Origin of the sequence: Delftia acidovorans SPH-1 (assembly GCF_000018665.1) — a bacterium.
Taxonomy (GTDB): domain Bacteria; phylum Pseudomonadota; class Gammaproteobacteria; order Burkholderiales; family Burkholderiaceae_C; genus Comamonas; species Comamonas acidovorans.
Map to the genome: position 1 here is coordinate 4786750 of NC_010002.1, position 16919 is coordinate 4803668.

The following is a 16919-nucleotide window of genomic DNA, read 5'->3' on the forward strand; positions in this document are numbered from 1 at the left end:
TGCGCCCCCAGCCCACCCCCTGTTCACACAAGCCCCAAGGAGAATTCGAGGCGATGGCCCTCTTTCGTAACCAACTCGACGGCCGCATCGTCGTGCTGCGGCCCCTGCATACCTTCGGCCGCCACCCCTCGGTCTGCCAGACCGTCATGAAGGCGCCCGACGTCTCCCAGGTCCACGCACTGTTCCGCTGGAACCGGCAGACCTGGGAAATCGTGGACCAGAGCCGCAACGGCACCATGCTCAACGGCGTGCGCCTGGTCGCCGGCCGCTGGACCGTTTTGGCGGTGGGCGCCAAGCTCAGCATGGGCGAAGGCGCAGAAGCGGCCTGGACCGTGGAAGACCTGGGACCGCCCATCACCTGCCTGAGCCCCGGCCCGGGACTGCCCCAGGACGGCCCCCTGGCCCTGAACCCGCGCGGCACCCTGCTGCCCGACGCGCAGGAGCCCGAAGCCAACGTCTTCTTCGAGGACGGCCGCTGGCTGCAGGAGTCCGGCGACGGCACCGAGCCCCTGGTGGACGGTGCCATGGTCCACACCTCCGCAGGCAGCTGGGAATTCGTGCAATGCGACGACCTGGAATCCACGCGGGAAAGCAGCTTCGACCCGCGTGCGCCCAAGCCGCCGGAGGTGTCCTTTCGCTTCACCGTCAGCCAGAACGAAGAGCACGCCAGCCTGACCGTCATGAGCGACGGCAAGCCCATTGCGCTGGGCGAACGCATACACCACTACACCCTGGTCACCCTGGCCCGCGTGCGCCAGCAGGACGCAGAAAAAGGCCTGGCCCCCGCAAGCCAGGGCTGGATAGAACTGGATGCACTCTCACGCATGCTGGGCGTGGAGCCCTCGTACGTGAACATCCAGATCTTCCGCGCCAAGCACCAGATCCTCAGCGCCCTGCCCGAATGCGCTGCCTCGCCCGCCCTGGTGGAGCGGCGGCGCGGCAGCCTGCGCTTCGGGGACTTTCCGTTCGAGATCGAAGGCGGGGCGCGCAGCGCCTGAACGGCGAACTGCAACGGAGAACGGCAGGCACACGGCGCATCGCTCGCCGCATGTAATCAGCTGTAATTTTCTTGTTGTGCACACGTGAATAAAGTGGGAGCCGGTTCTTGCCGCCTGCGGTGCGAACCCTCTCACCCTCCTCCCGGACCGGGTTGCCCGAGTCCACTGGCGCACCTGGAAGACGCAAATGAGCATGGACATGCGACGTGTACTGTTGATCCCCGCCAGCGCGCGGCCTGTTGACCCTGGCCTGGCCAGCCTTTCCATGGACGCACAGGTCTGGGAAAACGGCTATCCCCTGGTCGTAGGCAAGGCCCGCCACGGCCTGCTGCAGGACTTCTGGCGGCACTACTACGGCGAATCCGCCGCCATGTTCGTCGCCGCCGACCAGCTGCTGGAACTGCACAACGACATCATGGCCGCCATCCCCGCCTGCGTGGGCGAGATGCCCGTGCTGCGCTTTCTCAACGACCTCGGAAGAATGTGCCTGCAGGCGCATGGGGACGGCAGCGGGCTGCAGGTCATCGGCGACTGACGAAACGGATGACTCCTGGGGTTGCCGCGCGTCCCTGTCGCGGCATTGGGGCGCATGCACAATGGCATGCGCCTTTTTTGCGCCCGACCGACCATGAGCAACGCCCCGGATAGCCCCCCTCTTGCCCTGACCGGCAGCTGCCTGTGCGGCGCCATCGCCTATGAACTGCGGTCCAGCCCCAAGGCCGTGTCGCACTGCCACTGCCGCATCTGCCAGAAGGCCCACGGCGCCGCATTCGCCACCTACGGCAGCGTGCCGGCAAAGGACCTGGTCTTCACCCAGGGCCAGGAGCAATTGCGCTCCTTTGCCTCATCGCCCGGCATCACGCGCTGCTTTTGCCAGCAATGCGGCTCATCGCTGACGTGGCACAGCGCGCATTACGCAGAGGGCGCGTGGATCTCTGTTGCTTTGGCCACGCTGGATTCGGAGTTAGTGGTGGGTGGGCAGCGGCATGTGAATCGAGGCGTGGGGATGGGGTGGGTGGACTGGGAAGAGGTTGATTAAACGGCTGGTTTCGGTTGTGACTTCAACCGACCATTCGCGGTATAGGCAGAATCCACGCCTGCAAACTGGCATTCGAAGCGAGCATTGGACCTCGTGAAACACACCACCTATTTCCAGATTGAGCCAACGGCAGTTGCGCTGGTCACATTCCCATCAGTCCTCACGGCGGACGAGGCGGACATGCTTCTGCAGCCGGTGCTGACAACACGGAGCTCAACGACATGCTCTCCAGCCTAGTCTTCCGTGTCTCGTAAGTTCGGCTATCGGCCAGGAGCAGTCGTGCCGCTGCTGTCCATTTGTACCGGGTAAGCCGGCATGCCACAATCCACAACGATTGACCTGCGCCGTCCCCCTGCCTTTGCGTATGCTCCGCCCATCGTCCCCACACCTGCGCTGGCTGGCCTGCCTGCTGGCGTTGCTGCTGCTGTTCGTCGAACAGGGGGCTCTGCATCACACGCTGTCGCACCTGCCGCAGACTGGCGTGGCATGGTCCGGTGCTGGCCAGGGGACCGAGCCGTCACCTGCACCGGACCATACCGCCTGCCCCGAGTGCGCGGCGTTTGCCGCGCTGGACTTGGACATGGCATTGCCCGTGGCGCTGCTCTGGGCCCTGGACCTGGCACTGCGCTGGCATTTCCCATCTCTCAAGCCCTGCGCTCGCGCCCCAGTGTCTGCGGTGGCTTTGTGTGCGCGTGATCCGCCATCCAAGCCTTGAATCCTTTTTGCCCGCCACCCCCTGCATGAATGCCTGGGGCGGTGTTGATTGCATCCGTTCGATTCAAAGGTTTGCCATGACTCCTTTCCCGCCCCGTGCGTTGGTGGCGGCACTTGCTGCCGTTCTGCCCACCCTGGCTTCTGTTCCTGCGCTTGCGCAGCAGGCCGCCAGCCCTTCCCAATCTCCCGATGTGCCTGAGGCCACCGTCACAGTTCAGCCCAGTACCTCTGCCGGCGGTCTGGGCGAGGTGCGCGTGAGCGCCAAGCGCTTGGATGCGGCGCGCAATGCGCTCTCGCCCGACACCGGTAGCTCCCTCTACAACTTCAACAGCGACGACATCGCCCGTTTGCCGCAGGGCTCGGCCACACCGCTCAACCAAGTGTTGCTGCAAGCGCCGGGAATCGTGCAGGACTCGTATGGTCAGTTGCATGTGCGTGGCGACCATTCCAATCTGCAGTACCGTATTAATGGCGTGGTGGTCCCAGAGCCGATCAGCGGCTTCGGGCAGATGCTGGACACGCGCTTCGCCAACCAGATCAACGTGCTCACCGGCGCGTTGCCGGCGCAATACGGTTACCGCACTGCCGGCGTGGTCGACATCCACACCAAAGGGGCGGCCGACGACGATGAGAGCCAGCCCAGGCCCTTCGGAGGAGAGGTCGGCACCGTGCTTGGCAGCAACGGCCGACGCGGTCTCAATACCCAGGTGCAAGGCGCGCAGGGGCCCTGGAGCTATTACCTGAGCGGCACCATCGCCGAAAGCAATCTGGGTATAGAGAATCCCACCGGCAAGCGCAGCGCCATGCACGACCACACCACGCAAAACAAGTCATTCGGCATGCTGTCGTACATGCTCGATGCCGACAGCCGCGTGGGCTTCATGTTCGGTACGTCGAACAGTCGTTTCCAGATTCCCACGCGGCCGGGCCTGACGCCGCAATTCACGCTGGATGGCGCCGTGTCTCCCAACTCGCAGGACCTCAATGCCAACCAGCGCGAGCAGACGGACTTCCAGATTTTGTCGTACCAGCGCAAGGTGTCGCCGCAGCTCGACTACCAGGTCTCGTTGTTCCGCCGCTCCAGCCGCATCGACTACCTACCCGACCCGGTAGGTGATCTGGTCTATAACGGTGTGGCGTCCAACATCAGGCGCACCAATAGCGCCTACGGCCTGCAAAGCGATGCCAGTTATCAGCTGAACGAGCGCCACACGCTGCGTGCCGGCCTGTTCCTGCAGCGCGAGCGCTACGGGGTAGACAACAGCTCTCAGGTCTTCCCGGCCGACGAAAGCGGCGCTCAGACCAGCGGTACGCCGCTCACCATCACCGACAATGCGCGCAGCACCGGCGGCACGGTGGGCGTGTACCTGCAGGACGAATGGAAGCCGAGCGAAAAGCTCACCGTCAACTACGGTGTGCGCTATGACCATGTGAACACCATCGTTAGCGAACAGCAGCTCAGCCCGCGCCTGGGCGTGACCTACGACTGGTCGAGCCGCACACGCCTGCATGCCGGCTATGCGCGCTATTTCACGCCGCCGCCGACTGAGAAGTTCGATGCCACGACGGTGGATAAATTCCTGGGTACTACGAACGCGCTGCCGTCGGATGCCAACACCGCCGTGCGCTCCGAGCGCTCCAACTACTTCGACATCGGCCTCTCGCACCAGCTCACGCCAAACCTGACCCTCGGGCTCGATGCCTACTACCGCGACGTGCGCCACCTGCAGGACGAGGGCCAGTTCGGCAACGCGCTGCTGTACTCGGCGTTCAACTACGAGCGCGGCCGTATCTACGGCATCGAGGGCTCGGCCAACTACCGCCAGGGAAATTTCGGCGCCTACCTGAACGTAGCGGTCTCGCGGGCCATGGGCAAGGGCTTGGAGACCGGGCAGTTCAACTTCGATGCCGAGGAGCTGGCCTACATCAACAGCAACTGGGTGCACCTGGATCACGACCAGCAACTGACGGTCTCGGGTGGCGTGTCGTACCTGCAGGCGGGAACGACCTGGACGGCAAGCGCACTGTTCGGCTCGGGTTTGCGCCGCGGCTTTGCCAATACCGAGCATCTGCCCGCCTACTGGCAGTTGAACGTGGGCGCCGCGCGCGACTTCGACCTGCCAATGGTTGGCAAGTTGAAAACGCGTGTGTCAGTACTGAACCTGTTTGACCGCAGCTACGAGCTGCGCGATGGCACCGGCATAGGCGTGGGCGCACCACAGTTCGCACCACGGCGCACCTTCCTGGTCTCGGTCAGCAAGCCGTTCTGAGCATCTTGACGCCTTGGACCAGTTATCAGGGAGGTGGGTGATAGGTCAGGTTCATTGCATTCATGAAGGCCACTGTCGGCTGCCCAACTGAAACCTGTCGTTGGGTGGCCGCCAGCGCTGATGTTCGGATGTCCGCTATGGTGCGTGACCGATAGTTCGAGATGCAACCACGAGCTGCAGCAATCGCTGCGGAGCAGCCGGCAGTTGCAGATCTCCGAACAATGGTCTCAGGCTGAGAACTGACGCAGGAGCTTCAACATCGAACATCGGCGGCGATCGACAGCTGAACTTGATGGTCGCTGGCTGCAATCTCCAAGAATCGGCGTCCACCTCGGCCCGGCCCCTTGGCGACGATTCACCGTGCCATCAGGCAAAATCCGGAACATCGGGAAAGCTTGGCGTCAGGTCTGCCGAGAGGCCCAACTTGAAGAATGGAACAGTATCAATGGCACTGACGAAGAAGGGCGAGTTCTGGTACGGAACAACGTCCGGCGACACCCAAGCCGAGCTGCGCAGCTACAGCATTGCGAATCTTCATGAGGCCGTCCGGTTTGCCTCGTCCAAATGCGATTGCGGGTGCCGGACTTTTGCGCTGCAGACGGATGAAGAAGCCGGCGTGGCCATCCGCACCTGCACCGACTGCGGGCAGGAACACCTGATGGGCGACAGCGCGGAATATGTTGAAGAGGCCACCCCCGAGGCACACGAGTGCGTGTGCGAGAACGAGACGTTCGAACTGATGTCCGGCGTCTCCGTGTACGAGGGCACACACGACGTGCGCTGGTACTACATCGCTTGCCACTGCGTGGAATGCAACTTGGTTGGGGTCTTCGCAGACTGGAAGTGTGAAGCGGGTGATGCGGCGGCCTTCCTCGCCAAGGTATGAGTGCGTGGGATCAAGACGCGCTGCTCAAATATTTGGTCAAACGGGTTTGCCGGGTGCATGCAGGCGATAGCGCAAAAAGCGAGTCCCCTCGATATCCAATGCGCCATCTGGCCGAAATCCCAGCTTGAGAACTCCTTTTATTCTGGTTCTTGAAGGTGGCAGCAAAATTGTGATGGAGTTCAGCCCCAAGCCAGTGAATGCACGTTTCACTATCTCTTGATAGATGGCCTTGCCACTTCCCCAGAACTTGGGGTGAAGCACCAAAGCGAGGTCGGCATCACCTTGCTCGTACTGCAAGCCGCCCCAGCCGGCAAATTGCTGATCAATTTCAAACGCCCATGGCCCATAGCCGTATTGCTGCCACTGGGCATCTTTTTTCTGGGCCCATTCATTTGCTTTCGCCAGGTCGAAATCCGCACTTCCAAGCGGCATTTGTCGCAGCACATCTGGATTGTTGTTCAGCGAAACAATATGAGCCGGATCAACTTCAGTGAGCCGCTTAAATTTCAAATTCATGCCTGTATCTGGTTGTCTATCCATCAAATTCAAAGCGTACAAAAACGGTGGTTGCCGACCGTGTATCTGAGCGTCAACCAAGGGGGCAGCAGTCCACAGTAAGGGGTTGCTGCTGCTGCAAGGCAGGCCCCATGCGAGCTGCGGCCTGCTTCCAGCTAGCCCTGGTATCGCAGGTGAACAAGAGGATAAGGGCGTCCCTGCGAATCCACCTCCGAACGTCCAGTTTCAACGAACCCCATCCGTTGATAGAAGCCAACGGCTTGGGAGTTCTGCATGTTGACGTCTGTGCTCAATTGCCCGTGCAGCGCCAATCCATGCTGCAACAACCTGCGGCCGATGCCGGTGCCACGGACATCCGGATCGATGAACAGCGCCTCCATGTGCGTGCCATCGATCAGCATGAAGCCATGGGGCTGGTCATGTTCATCGACAGCAACAGTCACCGGCGCATGAGGCAGAAACTCGACCACTTCGGCATCAATTGCCTTTCGATCATCGGGACTGAGAAAGTGATGGGTGGCGTCTACGGAACGCCGCCAAAGGTCAACCAGGGCGGCACCATCTTCAGGACGTGATGCGCGGAGTGTGTACATGGCAACTTTGCAAATGATTCAGCTTGCGTGAAGTATGACGGTACACAGCTGCGAAGTCGCCTCGGCTCCTGTGGAATGCGCTGAACGCCGGCTTTGTGTCGCCAGCGCCTATCCGTGGGCCGCGATAGCGGATTTCCAGGAGCCGCCTGGGTCACCGTCGGCTAGTTAACTGAAGTCCGTCGCTGGGCCGGCTTGAGCCTTGGTGCTCGGATGACCGGCATGCGACCGTGACTGAATGAGACCATGAGCGACAGCAATCGCTGCAAAGCGGGCGCCAGCCGGGGCCCTTTCGGTCGGCACCCTGGGCCGCGACCAGCGAAGGTCGCGCACCGCCACAAGCTGACATTTAAAAGTCATGCCGAGCGACTGCTCGCGCTCCGAAGGTCTCCACTTTGAGCCCAGTGCATCACTTCGATCCTAGGGCGACCCATGAGATCGGGGTGTCATGGGAGGGTTAACTGATCCAGCCAACCGTACCTGTATCAATTCCAGCAGCGCCCGGACACGCGCAGTCACGGAATGGCGATGGCTGTATGCCCCCAGCAATTGCAAAGGGGCAGGACAAAGGTCTAGTGGCACTTCCTGCAATCGACCTGCTGCAAGGTCTTCCTGGCAGGGGTAGGCCGCCACAATCGCGAAGCCGATGCCTTGCCGTGCGCCTGCAACGGCCAGCTCTCCGCTGTTGACGCGGTAGCGGCTGCGGACCGGCACCTTGACGATTTCTCCCGCTGCGTCTTGAAACTGCCAGGGCTGGCCCTTCAGCGCGCTGAGGGTGGTGATGCAGGGCAGAGATTTCAGCTCGCGCACGTGGCGTGGCATCCCGGTTTTGGCCAGCAAGGAGGGGGCGGCAACCACGATGCTGGGCAGTGTGGCCAGTTCGCGGGTGATGAAAGCACTGTCTTCCTGAGGACCCCGGTGGAAGACGATGGAAAGGTCAACGTCTTCTCGAAGCACTTCCAGTCCGGTCATCCGGGTATCGCATTCCAGCTCAATCCCCGCATGAAGGCTACAGAACTCAGCGAGGATGGGGGCCATCAGCCTGGGTGCCTCGCCATGCATGCAGATCTTCAAAGGACCGCGCAGTTCGCGCTGCACTGCGCCAAGCTCCTCCTCTGTGGAGAGCAGGGTGTCAAGCAAGGGCTTGGCGCGTTCATAGAGCAGACGGCCGGCTTCCGTCATACGCAGGTGACGGGTGCTTCGCTCCAGCAGGCGTGTACCGAGTCTGCGCTCCAGTGCTGCAACGTGGCGGCTGACGTTGGAGGAAGGCATGGCCAAAAAACGCGATGCGCCGGCAAAGCTCTGCTCATCAACAACTGCCGTATAGACGCGGACGGCATTCAGATCGAGTGCATCGCGCATTGATTATCCCGTTTGAGGTATGAAAACGTCCCAATTTTGCATGCTAGTTCCCTGTAGTGGCGAAATTTAAGATGCACTTTTGCTCGATGCAACGCGGTGGGCTATGCGTAGGGCTCCATATCGACAGGAGAGATTCAGCGTGGAAATCGGAATACTTGGCGGTGGAATTGCAGGCTTGAGCGTGGCACTGACTTTGCGCAGGCAGGGTTACAACCCTCGGGTCTACGAGCGCCGAACGGCGCCGGCAACCATGGGGGCCGGCGTGACGCTTTGGCCCAATGCCAGCTTTGTGCTGCAAGAGCTGGGACTGCTGCAAGACATCAAGGCCATTGGCGGCCGACCACTGACAATGCGTCGCCAGGATGCCGTGGGCAATGCATTGGGAGGCCTCGATATTGCCTTGCTGGACCGGATGATGGGATACCCCACCTACACGGTGCTGCGCAGGCACTTGCAGGAGGTATTGCTGGATCATGCGGCTCGGGCAGGGATACCAGTGGAGTTCGGGCACCGGGCGGTGGCCATTGAGCTGGATGCCAATGGCAGGGCCATGGCCCATTTCGATAACGGTGCGAGCACTCGCCCGGACCTGCTCATTGGCGCAGACGGTCGCATGGATTCTGTGGCGCGCAAGTTTGTCGCAGGTGACAACACGCCCGTCTATCAGGGCTTCGTGAACTGGATCGGCGTGGCGCAGGCGCAGCATGCGCTGGTGGACGATATTGCGATTCAGGATTTCTGGGGGGCGGGCGAGCGCTTTGGTTGCGTGGCGATTCGCCCCGAACTGGTGTATTGGGCTGCGGCCCAGGCTCGGCCCCTGTCTGAGGCCAGACCGGCCGCAGATATGCGCAAGGAGGTCGATGACCTGTTCGCGGGATGGCCTGAACCGGTCGTGCATATCATCCGGGCCACGCCCGCGAATGCCATCCGGCTGATTGCGGTGCATGACTTGGAGCCGCTGCACACATGGAGCCGGGCGAACGTGCTGCTGGTGGGTGATGCCGCGCATGCGCCGTTGCCGACATCGGGGCAAGGTGCCTGCCAGGCGCTGGAAGATGCGTGGCATTTGGCCCGGTGCCTGGATGCCACAAGCGGCGGCTTGGACGATGTATTCCAGGCGTTTGCGAGAATCCGTGCCCCGAAAACAGCAAGGCTGACGGAACAGGGTCGGGTCTTCGCACGCGGGCTGTTCGGCACCGATCCGGAAGCCTGCCGCATACGCAATGAGCGTGCCAAGGCGTCCAATCCGATGCACGACGTGCAGGTCTTGGCAGCCGGATGGGCACAGGGCCTGCCAATGCCTGTCTGCACCGACGGCGCGCCAGCGCAAGGGGAGGGCTTCGGCAGTCTCTTGCGCATCGAATGATGCTCGCTGGACTCCCTGCATCCGATCAATTCGCATGTGGTTGTGACCGCACGCTCGCGATGAGGCAGTGGGCACAGTTATCGCTGCAAAGCTGCCATCTGCACCAACTGCGCGAATGGTGGCTCAGGTCCGGCAGCAGACAACTCCACCACTACGAGCTGCATCCCCAAAAACGGCTCGCCCCCTTCCTACCCGCGCTATCATCAGCCCCGGCCCCCTGTCCCGGGGCTGATGCTTCAAAACATCCGTCGTATAGCGGCACAGCCTCTCCGAAAGCGAGGCTTGGTACACCGAATCCATCAGTCAATGCAGATGCAATGGCCTGTGGATTCGATCCGCAATGGAGCACGGAACAATGAACGCCGTTTCTCTCGCCTGCGCGCTGTCTTTTGGCGCAGTCCCTCCCTCATGCCAGCCCTTTGTGCCCGGCCAACTGCGGAGGGACATGGCATGAACCCCACCCAGCCCTCCCCCACCACAGACAGCCACAGCACCCGGCAGCTGTCCAACGCCCTCACCCAGGTGGACCATCTCGTGCAGCAAGGCTGTGCAGAAATTTCCGCCATCGCCCAGCTCGCCCTGGCATGGCTGGAGACGCCCAAGGGCCATCGCCACATGGACGTGGTGGCCCGCGCACTGCAAAGCATCCGCGACAGCGCGGAGACGCTGGCCGACTACGCGGGCACCGAGGCCCAGGCCATGGGCTGCGGGTTCGAAGACGCGGCCGAGATGCGCCGCGCCGAAGCGGCCGAGGCGGCGGCAAAGGCCATGGCCCACCTGTTTGAACGCCGCGCCAATGTGCCGATGTCTGCGCAGGACGGCAGCAGCTGATGCGCCAGCACGCCGGCCGGCCGGCGTTCAGACCACGCCCAGACCACGCTCAGCCCACACTCAGCCGCAAGGCAAGCGCGACCAGCGTGATGGCAAGGACCGGAAGGGTCAGGACGATGCCGACGCGCAGGTAGTAGCCCCAGGCAATCGTCATGCCCTTGCGGGCCAGCACATGGAGCCAGAGCAAGGTGGCCAGGCTGCCGATGGGCGTGATCTTGGGGCCCAGGTCACAGCCGATCACATTGGCATAGACCATGGCTTCCTTCACCAGCCCCGTGGCCCCGGAGTGTTCGATGGACAGGGCGCCCACCAGCACCGTGGGCATGTTGTTCATCACGGAAGACAGGCCCGCCGACATAAAGCCGGTGCCTATTGCGGCGCCCCACACGCCGCCGCCCGCAAATACTTCCAGCACCCTGGCCAGGGCGCCGGTCAGCCCAGCGTTGCGCAAGCCATAGACCACCAGGTACATGCCCAGTGAGAACACGACGATCTGCCAAGGCGCGCCCTTCAGGACCCGGCCTGCGCTGATGACCCGGCCATGGGCGGCGACGGCCAGCAAGAGCAGCGCACAGGCTGCGGCCACGGCGCTGACGGGAACGCCCAGCGGCTCCAGCCCGAAGAAGCCCAGCATCAACAGCGCCAGCACGGCCCAGCCTGCGCGGAAGGTGGCCAGATCCCGGATGGCGGCCGATGGGGGCTGCAGGCGCTCCAAGGCGTAGGTGCGGGGCAGATCCTTGCGGAAGAACAGGAACAGCACGCCCAGGCTGGCGGTTACGGCAACCAGGTTCACCGGCACCATGACCGACGCGTAGTCGTTGAAGCCGATGCCGAAGAAGTCCGCCGAGACGATGTTGACCAGGTTGGACACCACCAGCGGCAGGCTGGCCGTGTCCGCGATGAACCCTGCCGCCATGACGAAGGCCAGGGTGCTTGCGGCAGAAAAGCCCAGGGCCACCAGCATGGCCATCACGATGGGCGTCAGGATGAGCGCGGCGCCATCGTTGGCAAAGACCGCAGACACCACGGCGCCCAGCAGCACGATGAAGGCAAACAGGCGCCTGCCGCTTGCGCGCCCCCAGCGGGCCACGTGCAGTGCAGCCCATTCGAAGAACCCGGCCTCGTCCAGCAGCAGGCTGATGATGATGACCGCCACGAAGGTAGCGGTTGCGTTCCAGACGATGCCCCAGACGACGGCGACATCGGCCCAGTGCACCACCCCCAGGGCCAGTGCCACGATGGCGCCGAGCGACGCGCTCCAGCCGATGCCCAGGCCTGCGGGCTGCCAGATGACCAGGACAAGGGTGGCTGCAAAGATCAGGAGGGCCGCAAGCATGTGCTGTTTTCTTCGAGGATGTGCAGGCGGCAGCGGGGGCCGCAGCGGTTTCGGTGGCGGGTGTCGGTGGCAGGCGTCAGTCACGGGCCAGGTCGCGGGCAGACTGCTGCAGCGCATGCCTGGCCAGGGACGATGGCGGCAGGTTGACGAGCCGCTCCAGGCGCTGCCGCATGGCCAGCAGGGTCTGGCGGAATGCGGCCTGCCGGCCTTCGTCGCTGCCTTCGTCGCTTCCTTCGGCCCGCGACGGGTCCGCGTAGCCCCAGTGCGCGGTGGCGGGCTGGCCCGGCCAATAGGGGCATGCCTCGCCAGCGGCGCTGTCGCAGACGGTGATGACCAGGTCCATAGGGGGTGCATCGGGCGCACCGAACTCATCCCAGCTTTTGCTGCGCAGGCCTTCGGTGCACACGCCCGCCTGCTCCAGCGCCGCAATCGCCATCGGATGGGGCTGCTGGTTGTCGCGGGGGCTGCTGCCTGCGGAGTAGGCCTTGAAGCGCCCGCCGCCGAGGTGATTCAGCAGGCCTTCCGCCAGGATGCTCCGGGCAGAGTTGTGCGTGCACAGAAACAGGACGTTCAGGGGTTTGTCGGAAGTCATGGCAGGAAATGTTCGGGGCGGGGAAACCAGGGGAGCAGCGTCAGCAGGACTTGCAGGACATGTCGGCCACCTCGCATGCCGCGCCTGCACAGCAGTTCTGCGTCAGGAAGCCAAGCAGGCCGTTCATGCGCTCATAGGCGGCGCGGTACACCAGGTTGCGGCTGGCCCGCTCCTGCGTCACCAGGCCCGAGCGGGTCAGTTCCTTGAGATGGAAAGACAGCGTGGTGTTGGCGGCGCCCAGGCTTTCTGCCATGACGCCCGGCGTCAGCCCCTCGGGCCCGGCCACGACGAGCGCGCGGAAGATGCGCAGGCGCAAGGGGTGGGCAAGCGCGGCCAGGGATTCGACGACTTCAGATTCATCCATGGGCAAATCATACGATATTTCAACAAATATGGAAATATAGGCCAAATCGGCGCTGACCGATCGTGCCTGCCCATGCCAACCCACGCCACCCCATGCGGATGGGCACCCATGGCTGACCGCCGCGCCCGGTTGCTGAAAAGCGCAGGCAACCGGGCACGGTCCGACCTCAGGCGCCCTGCGGCAGATAGCTTGGCCGGGCCGCCGTCATGCCGCGCTTGACCTGCTGGGTGAGCTCGTCGGCCAGCACTTCATCGAGCCCGGCCTCCAGTCCGTCCAGCGCGCGCCTGACGATGTCCTCGGGGCTGGACTTCGGCGCGTCAAGCCCACGCGTGAGGTCGGTGTCGACATAGGCCATGTGCAGGCCCAGCACCTGTGTCTTCTGCCCTGCAAGCTCGCTGCGCAGGGCGTTGGTGAGCGACCAGGCGGCCGACTTGCTGGCCGAATAGGCGGCCAGCTCGCCGCCGTTCACCCAGGAGGCCACCGACAGCACATTGAGCAAGGCCCCGCCGCCGTTGGCCTTGAGAACCGGCGCGAAGGCCTGGCTCATGCGCAGCACGGCGAAGAAGTTGGTCTCGAAGATGCGCCTGGCGACCTCTTCGCTGTCGGGCGCCATGAAGCCGCCGGGCTGGGCAATGCCGGCGTTGTTGATCACCAGCGTGACGTCCGACGCCAGCGCCGCGGCGGCGGCCACGTCCTGCGGGCGGTTCACGTCCAGCTGCAGGGCATGCACGCCGGGCTGGGTGACAGTGGCGGGGTCGCGCGCGCCGGCGTAGACCTTGCGGGCGCCACGGGCAAGCAGCTCGCGTGCGAAGGCCAGGCCGATGCCGCGATTGGCACCGGTGACGAGAACAACAGCGTTTTCAATTTTCATGGAGCACTCCAGGGGTGGGGGAAAACAGATTCAACGGATCTTGATGACGACCTTGCCCTTGGCATGGCCGGCTTCGGAATAGGCAAGGGCCTCGTTGGTGGACTCGAATGCGAAGACCTTGTCCACGACCGGGCGGATGGCGCCCGCTTCGATGAGGCGGGTGATATCGCGCAGCTGGCCGCCGTTGGCCCGCATGAAGAGGAAGGAGTAGTCAATGCCACGGCCTCGCGCCCGGCGCCTGATGCCGGAGCTGAGCAGCCGCATCACCAGCCGCACGAATGCGGGCGCCGCGATGTTTCTGCCAAATGCGGGATCGGGCGGGCCGGAGATGGAGATCAGCTTCGCGCCGCCCTTGAGCACGCGCAGGGATTTGCCAAGCGTCTTGCCGTCCTGGCTGTTGAGCACCACGTCGTAGTCGTGCAGGACATCCTCGAAGTCCTGCGTGCGGTAGTCGATGACGACATCCGCACCCAGGCTCCTGACCAGTTCGAAGTTGGCAGCGCTTGTGGTGGTGGCCACAGTGGCGCCCAGGTGCCTGGCCAGCTGGACGGCGCACGTGCCCACGCCACCGGAGCCGGCCTGGATGAAGACCTTTTGCCCCTTCGACAGCTTCGCCGTCTCCACCAGGGCCTGCCAGGCCGTCAGGCCCACCAGGGGGAGGGAGGCGGCCTCTTCCATCGTGAGCCCCTTCGGTTTTGGCGCCAGCGATGACTCCTTGACCGGCACGAACTCCGCGAACGTGCCGATCCGGAAATCGTCCGTGCGTGCATAGACCTCGTCGCCGGGCTTGAACTGCCGCACGCGCGGGCCGGCCTTGACCACCACGCCGGCCACGTCGTGGCCCAGGATCAGGGGCAGGCGATAGGGCAGGATGAGCTTGAATTGCCCGTCCTTGATCTTGGAGTCCAGCTGGTTCACGCCTGCGGCATGGACCTGGACCAGGACTTCGTCGTCACGCAACTGCGGCTCGGGTACTTCTGCCAGCTGCAAGGCGCGGTTCGCTCCATAGCTTTCCAGAATGAATGCCTTCATGGCTTTCCTTTATATGATGACCATCATATGTAAAGACGAAAAAAACCAGGCACATGCACAGGGCATGCGCCATCACTGGCTGGCCGGCGCCAGGTGCTTGAGTGCTGCCTCGCGCAGGCTGTCGGACAGGGCCGGATCGTCCACCGCCCGTGCCAGCAGCAGGCTGCCGACCATGGTGGACAAGGTGACCAGCGCACGTTCATGGGCGGCGGGCTGTCCCCAGTCCGGCGATTGGCGGGCGATGAGATCGACCATTTCCTTGATGTGGCCCGTGGCCACGCGGCGCACCTCCGGCGCCTGGCGCGAGGTCTCGGAACCCAGGGCCGCCAGGGGGCAGCCCACCTCGGCGCGCTGGACATGTTCCTTGGAAAGGTAGGCGGCCAGCATGGCCTGCAGCACCATGCCGGGCGGCGCCTTGGCCACCACGTCGGCGACAGCGGCGCAGGACTCGGCGCAGGCCTTGCCCGCCGCTTCGGCCAGCATGGCATCGCGCGAGGCGAAATGGGCGTAGAAGGCGCCGTGCGTCAGGCCCGCCTCCTTCATGATGTCCGCCACCCCGGTGCCGCCATAGCCGCTGCGGCGGATGGCACGCGCCGCCACGGACACGATGCGCTCATGCGTGGCCTCCTTGGCGGAAGCCCGGGCGCTGGAATTTGTGTTTCGCATGATGGTCATCATACATTGTTTGCGCCATGCACGCGCCGCAGATGGGACATCCGCCCGCAGCCATTGCATGGACAATCCCGGCATGTCTGCTGCTGCTTCACACAACAAACCATCCCGCCCCGTGCTCATTGCCGGCGGCGGCATCGGTGGCATGGCCACTGCCCTCACGCTGCACCAGATCGGCGTGCCCTGCATCGTGTTCGAGTCGGTGGCGCAGCTGCAGCCGCTGGGCGTGGGCATCAACCTGCAGCCGAACGCGGTGCGGGAACTGCATGACCTGGGTTTCGGCAACGATGTGCTGGACACCATCGGCCTGCAGGCGCGGGAATGGGCGCTGGTGGGCCGCAACGGCAACGAGGTGTATGCCGAGCCGCGCGGGCTGCAGGCGGGCTACCACTGGCCGCAGTACGCGGTGCACCGCGGGCAGTTGCAGATGATGCTGTTCAACGCCGTGCGGGAGCGCCTGGGCGACGACGCCGTGCAGTTGGGCCAGCGCGTGGTGGGCTACCGGCAGGATGCCGACGGCGTGACCGCGCTCATCGACACCCGCGATGGCCAGCGGCTGGAGGTGCAGGGCTCGCTGCTGGTGGCGGCCGATGGCCTGCACTCGGCCGTGCGCGCGCAGATGCACCCCGCGCAGCCGCCCATCCAGTGGGGCGGCGCCATCATGTGGCGCGGCACCACGCCCGGGGTGCCTGTGCGCACCGGTGCGTCCTTCGTGGGCGTGGGCTCGCTGCGCCATCGCGTGGTGCTGTACCCCATCACGCCGCCGGACCCCGTCACGGGCCTGGCCACCATCAACTGGATCGCCGAGATCACGGTGGACAACGACGGCGGCTGGCAGCAAGGCGACTGGAACCGGCGCGTGGCGCTGGAGGAATTCATCCACCACTTCGACGGCTGGGACTACGGCTGGCTGGACGTGCCGGCCATGCTGCGCGGCGCCACGGATGTCTTCGAGTACCCCATGATCGACCGCGACCCCGTGCCCACCTGGGTGGACGGTCGCGTGGCCTTGCTGGGCGATGCGGCGCATGTGATGTACCCGGTGGGCTCCAACGGCGCCAGCCAGGCCATCGTGGACGCGCGCGTGCTGGGCGCGCAGCTGCTGGACCACGGCGTGGGTCCGCAGGCGCTGCGCGCTTATGACGACAGGCTGTGCAAGGACATCTCGGCCCTGGTGCTGCGCAACCGCGGGGCCGGCCCCTTCGGCCTGCTGGGACTGGTGGACGAGCGCTGCGGCGGCGTCTTCGACCATATCGACGAGGTGCTGCCGCGCGAGGAGCGCGAGGGCTTCATGGCCCGCTACAAGGCAGCGGCCGGCTATGCGATCGAGACGCTCAATGCCGCAGCCCCCACCATCGCACCCGGTCGGCGCATGGCCGGCGCATGACCGGCGCGTGACCAGGGACTGAGCCCTTGTGCGGCAGCAAGGGCCGCGAGTCGCCATAATCGGCCCTTGCCCCTGGCAGCCATCCCCAGATTT

Annotated in this window: 18 protein-coding genes; 9 read left to right on the top strand and 9 right to left on the bottom strand. The window is 64.2% G+C overall.

Going from position 1 to position 16919, the window contains the following annotated elements:
• Positions 1 to 53 precede the first annotated feature (53 nt).
• The 6 genes from DACI_RS22020 (at position 54) to DACI_RS22040 (ending at position 5907) form a co-directional block, all read left to right on the top strand.
• Entirely contained in the window at positions 54 to 998 is a 945-nt protein-coding gene (locus DACI_RS22020; protein ID WP_012206172.1) for an FHA domain-containing protein, read from the top strand.
• 199 nt (positions 999 to 1197) lie between these two features.
• Positions 1198 to 1533: a hypothetical protein gene (locus DACI_RS22025; RefSeq protein WP_225970979.1), complete on the top strand. Its 336-nt coding sequence runs from the start codon at positions 1198 to 1200 to the stop codon at positions 1531 to 1533.
• A gap of 93 nt (positions 1534 to 1626) precedes the next feature.
• Positions 1627 to 2037, top strand: a complete 411-nt coding sequence (locus DACI_RS22030) for a GFA family protein (protein ID WP_043783603.1) — start codon at positions 1627 to 1629, stop codon at positions 2035 to 2037.
• Positions 2038 to 2401: 364 nt separating this feature from the next.
• Complete coding sequence (locus DACI_RS31595) at positions 2402 to 2752, top strand: hypothetical protein (RefSeq protein WP_012206175.1); 351 nt, start codon at positions 2402 to 2404, stop codon at positions 2750 to 2752.
• 76 nt (positions 2753 to 2828) lie between these two features.
• Complete coding sequence (locus tag DACI_RS22035; protein WP_012206176.1) at positions 2829 to 5021, top strand: TonB-dependent receptor; 2193 nt, start codon at positions 2829 to 2831, stop codon at positions 5019 to 5021.
• 445 nt (positions 5022 to 5466) lie between these two features.
• Positions 5467 to 5907, top strand: coding sequence for a hypothetical protein (locus DACI_RS22040; RefSeq protein WP_013801890.1), 441 nt, complete (start codon positions 5467 to 5469; stop codon positions 5905 to 5907).
• 36 nt (positions 5908 to 5943) lie between these two features.
• Here the strand turns inward: DACI_RS22040 and DACI_RS31600 are convergent, their stop codons facing one another.
• The 3 genes from DACI_RS31600 to DACI_RS31605 form a co-directional block, all read right to left on the bottom strand.
• Positions 5944 to 6423, bottom strand: coding sequence for a GNAT family N-acetyltransferase (locus DACI_RS31600; RefSeq protein WP_157059693.1), 480 nt, complete (start codon positions 6421 to 6423; stop codon positions 5944 to 5946).
• A gap of 155 nt (positions 6424 to 6578) precedes the next feature.
• A complete protein-coding gene (locus DACI_RS22050) occupies positions 6579 to 7016 on the bottom strand; it encodes an acetyltransferase (protein ID WP_012206179.1) in 438 nt (145 codons plus the stop codon).
• A gap of 417 nt (positions 7017 to 7433) precedes the next feature.
• On the bottom strand, positions 7434 to 8375 hold the full coding sequence (locus DACI_RS31605) for a LysR family transcriptional regulator (RefSeq protein ID WP_012206180.1): 942 nt from the start codon (positions 8373 to 8375) through the stop codon (positions 7434 to 7436).
• A 139-nt stretch (positions 8376 to 8514) separates the two neighbouring features.
• On the opposite strand from DACI_RS31605, the gene DACI_RS22060 reads away from it, so the two are divergent.
• Positions 8515 to 9741, top strand: a complete 1227-nt coding sequence (locus tag DACI_RS22060) for an FAD-dependent monooxygenase (protein WP_043783608.1) — start codon at positions 8515 to 8517, stop codon at positions 9739 to 9741.
• A gap of 450 nt (positions 9742 to 10191) precedes the next feature.
• Positions 10192 to 10572, top strand: coding sequence for a hypothetical protein (locus tag DACI_RS22065; RefSeq protein ID WP_012206182.1), 381 nt, complete (start codon positions 10192 to 10194; stop codon positions 10570 to 10572).
• Positions 10573 to 10621: 49 nt separating this feature from the next.
• Here the strand turns inward: DACI_RS22065 and DACI_RS22070 are convergent, their stop codons facing one another.
• The 6 genes from DACI_RS22070 to DACI_RS22095 all read right to left on the bottom strand — a co-directional run bounded on the left by DACI_RS22070 (position 10622) and on the right by DACI_RS22095 (position 15445).
• Positions 10622 to 11908: an arsenic transporter gene (locus DACI_RS22070; RefSeq protein WP_012206183.1), complete on the bottom strand. Its 1287-nt coding sequence runs from the start codon at positions 11906 to 11908 to the stop codon at positions 10622 to 10624.
• 76 nt (positions 11909 to 11984) lie between these two features.
• Positions 11985 to 12500 (bottom strand): arsenate reductase ArsC, encoded by a 516-nt coding sequence (locus tag DACI_RS22075; RefSeq protein WP_012206184.1) that lies wholly within the window; start codon positions 12498 to 12500, stop codon positions 11985 to 11987.
• Between the two features lie 40 nt (positions 12501 to 12540).
• Entirely contained in the window at positions 12541 to 12864 is a 324-nt protein-coding gene (locus DACI_RS22080; protein ID WP_012206185.1) for an ArsR/SmtB family transcription factor, read from the bottom strand.
• Positions 12865 to 13030: 166 nt separating this feature from the next.
• Entirely contained in the window at positions 13031 to 13735 is a 705-nt protein-coding gene (locus DACI_RS22085) for an SDR family oxidoreductase (RefSeq protein ID WP_012206186.1), read from the bottom strand.
• A gap of 30 nt (positions 13736 to 13765) precedes the next feature.
• Positions 13766 to 14767: an NADP-dependent oxidoreductase gene (locus DACI_RS22090; protein ID WP_012206187.1), complete on the bottom strand. Its 1002-nt coding sequence runs from the start codon at positions 14765 to 14767 to the stop codon at positions 13766 to 13768.
• A gap of 72 nt (positions 14768 to 14839) precedes the next feature.
• Entirely contained in the window at positions 14840 to 15445 is a 606-nt protein-coding gene (locus DACI_RS22095; protein WP_012206188.1) for a TetR/AcrR family transcriptional regulator, read from the bottom strand.
• A gap of 70 nt (positions 15446 to 15515) precedes the next feature.
• Here DACI_RS22095 and DACI_RS22100 point away from each other — a divergent pair, with 70 nt between their 5' ends.
• On the top strand, positions 15516 to 16826 hold the full coding sequence (locus DACI_RS22100) for a flavin-dependent oxidoreductase (protein ID WP_043783611.1): 1311 nt from the start codon (positions 15516 to 15518) through the stop codon (positions 16824 to 16826).
• Positions 16827 to 16919 lie beyond the last annotated feature (93 nt).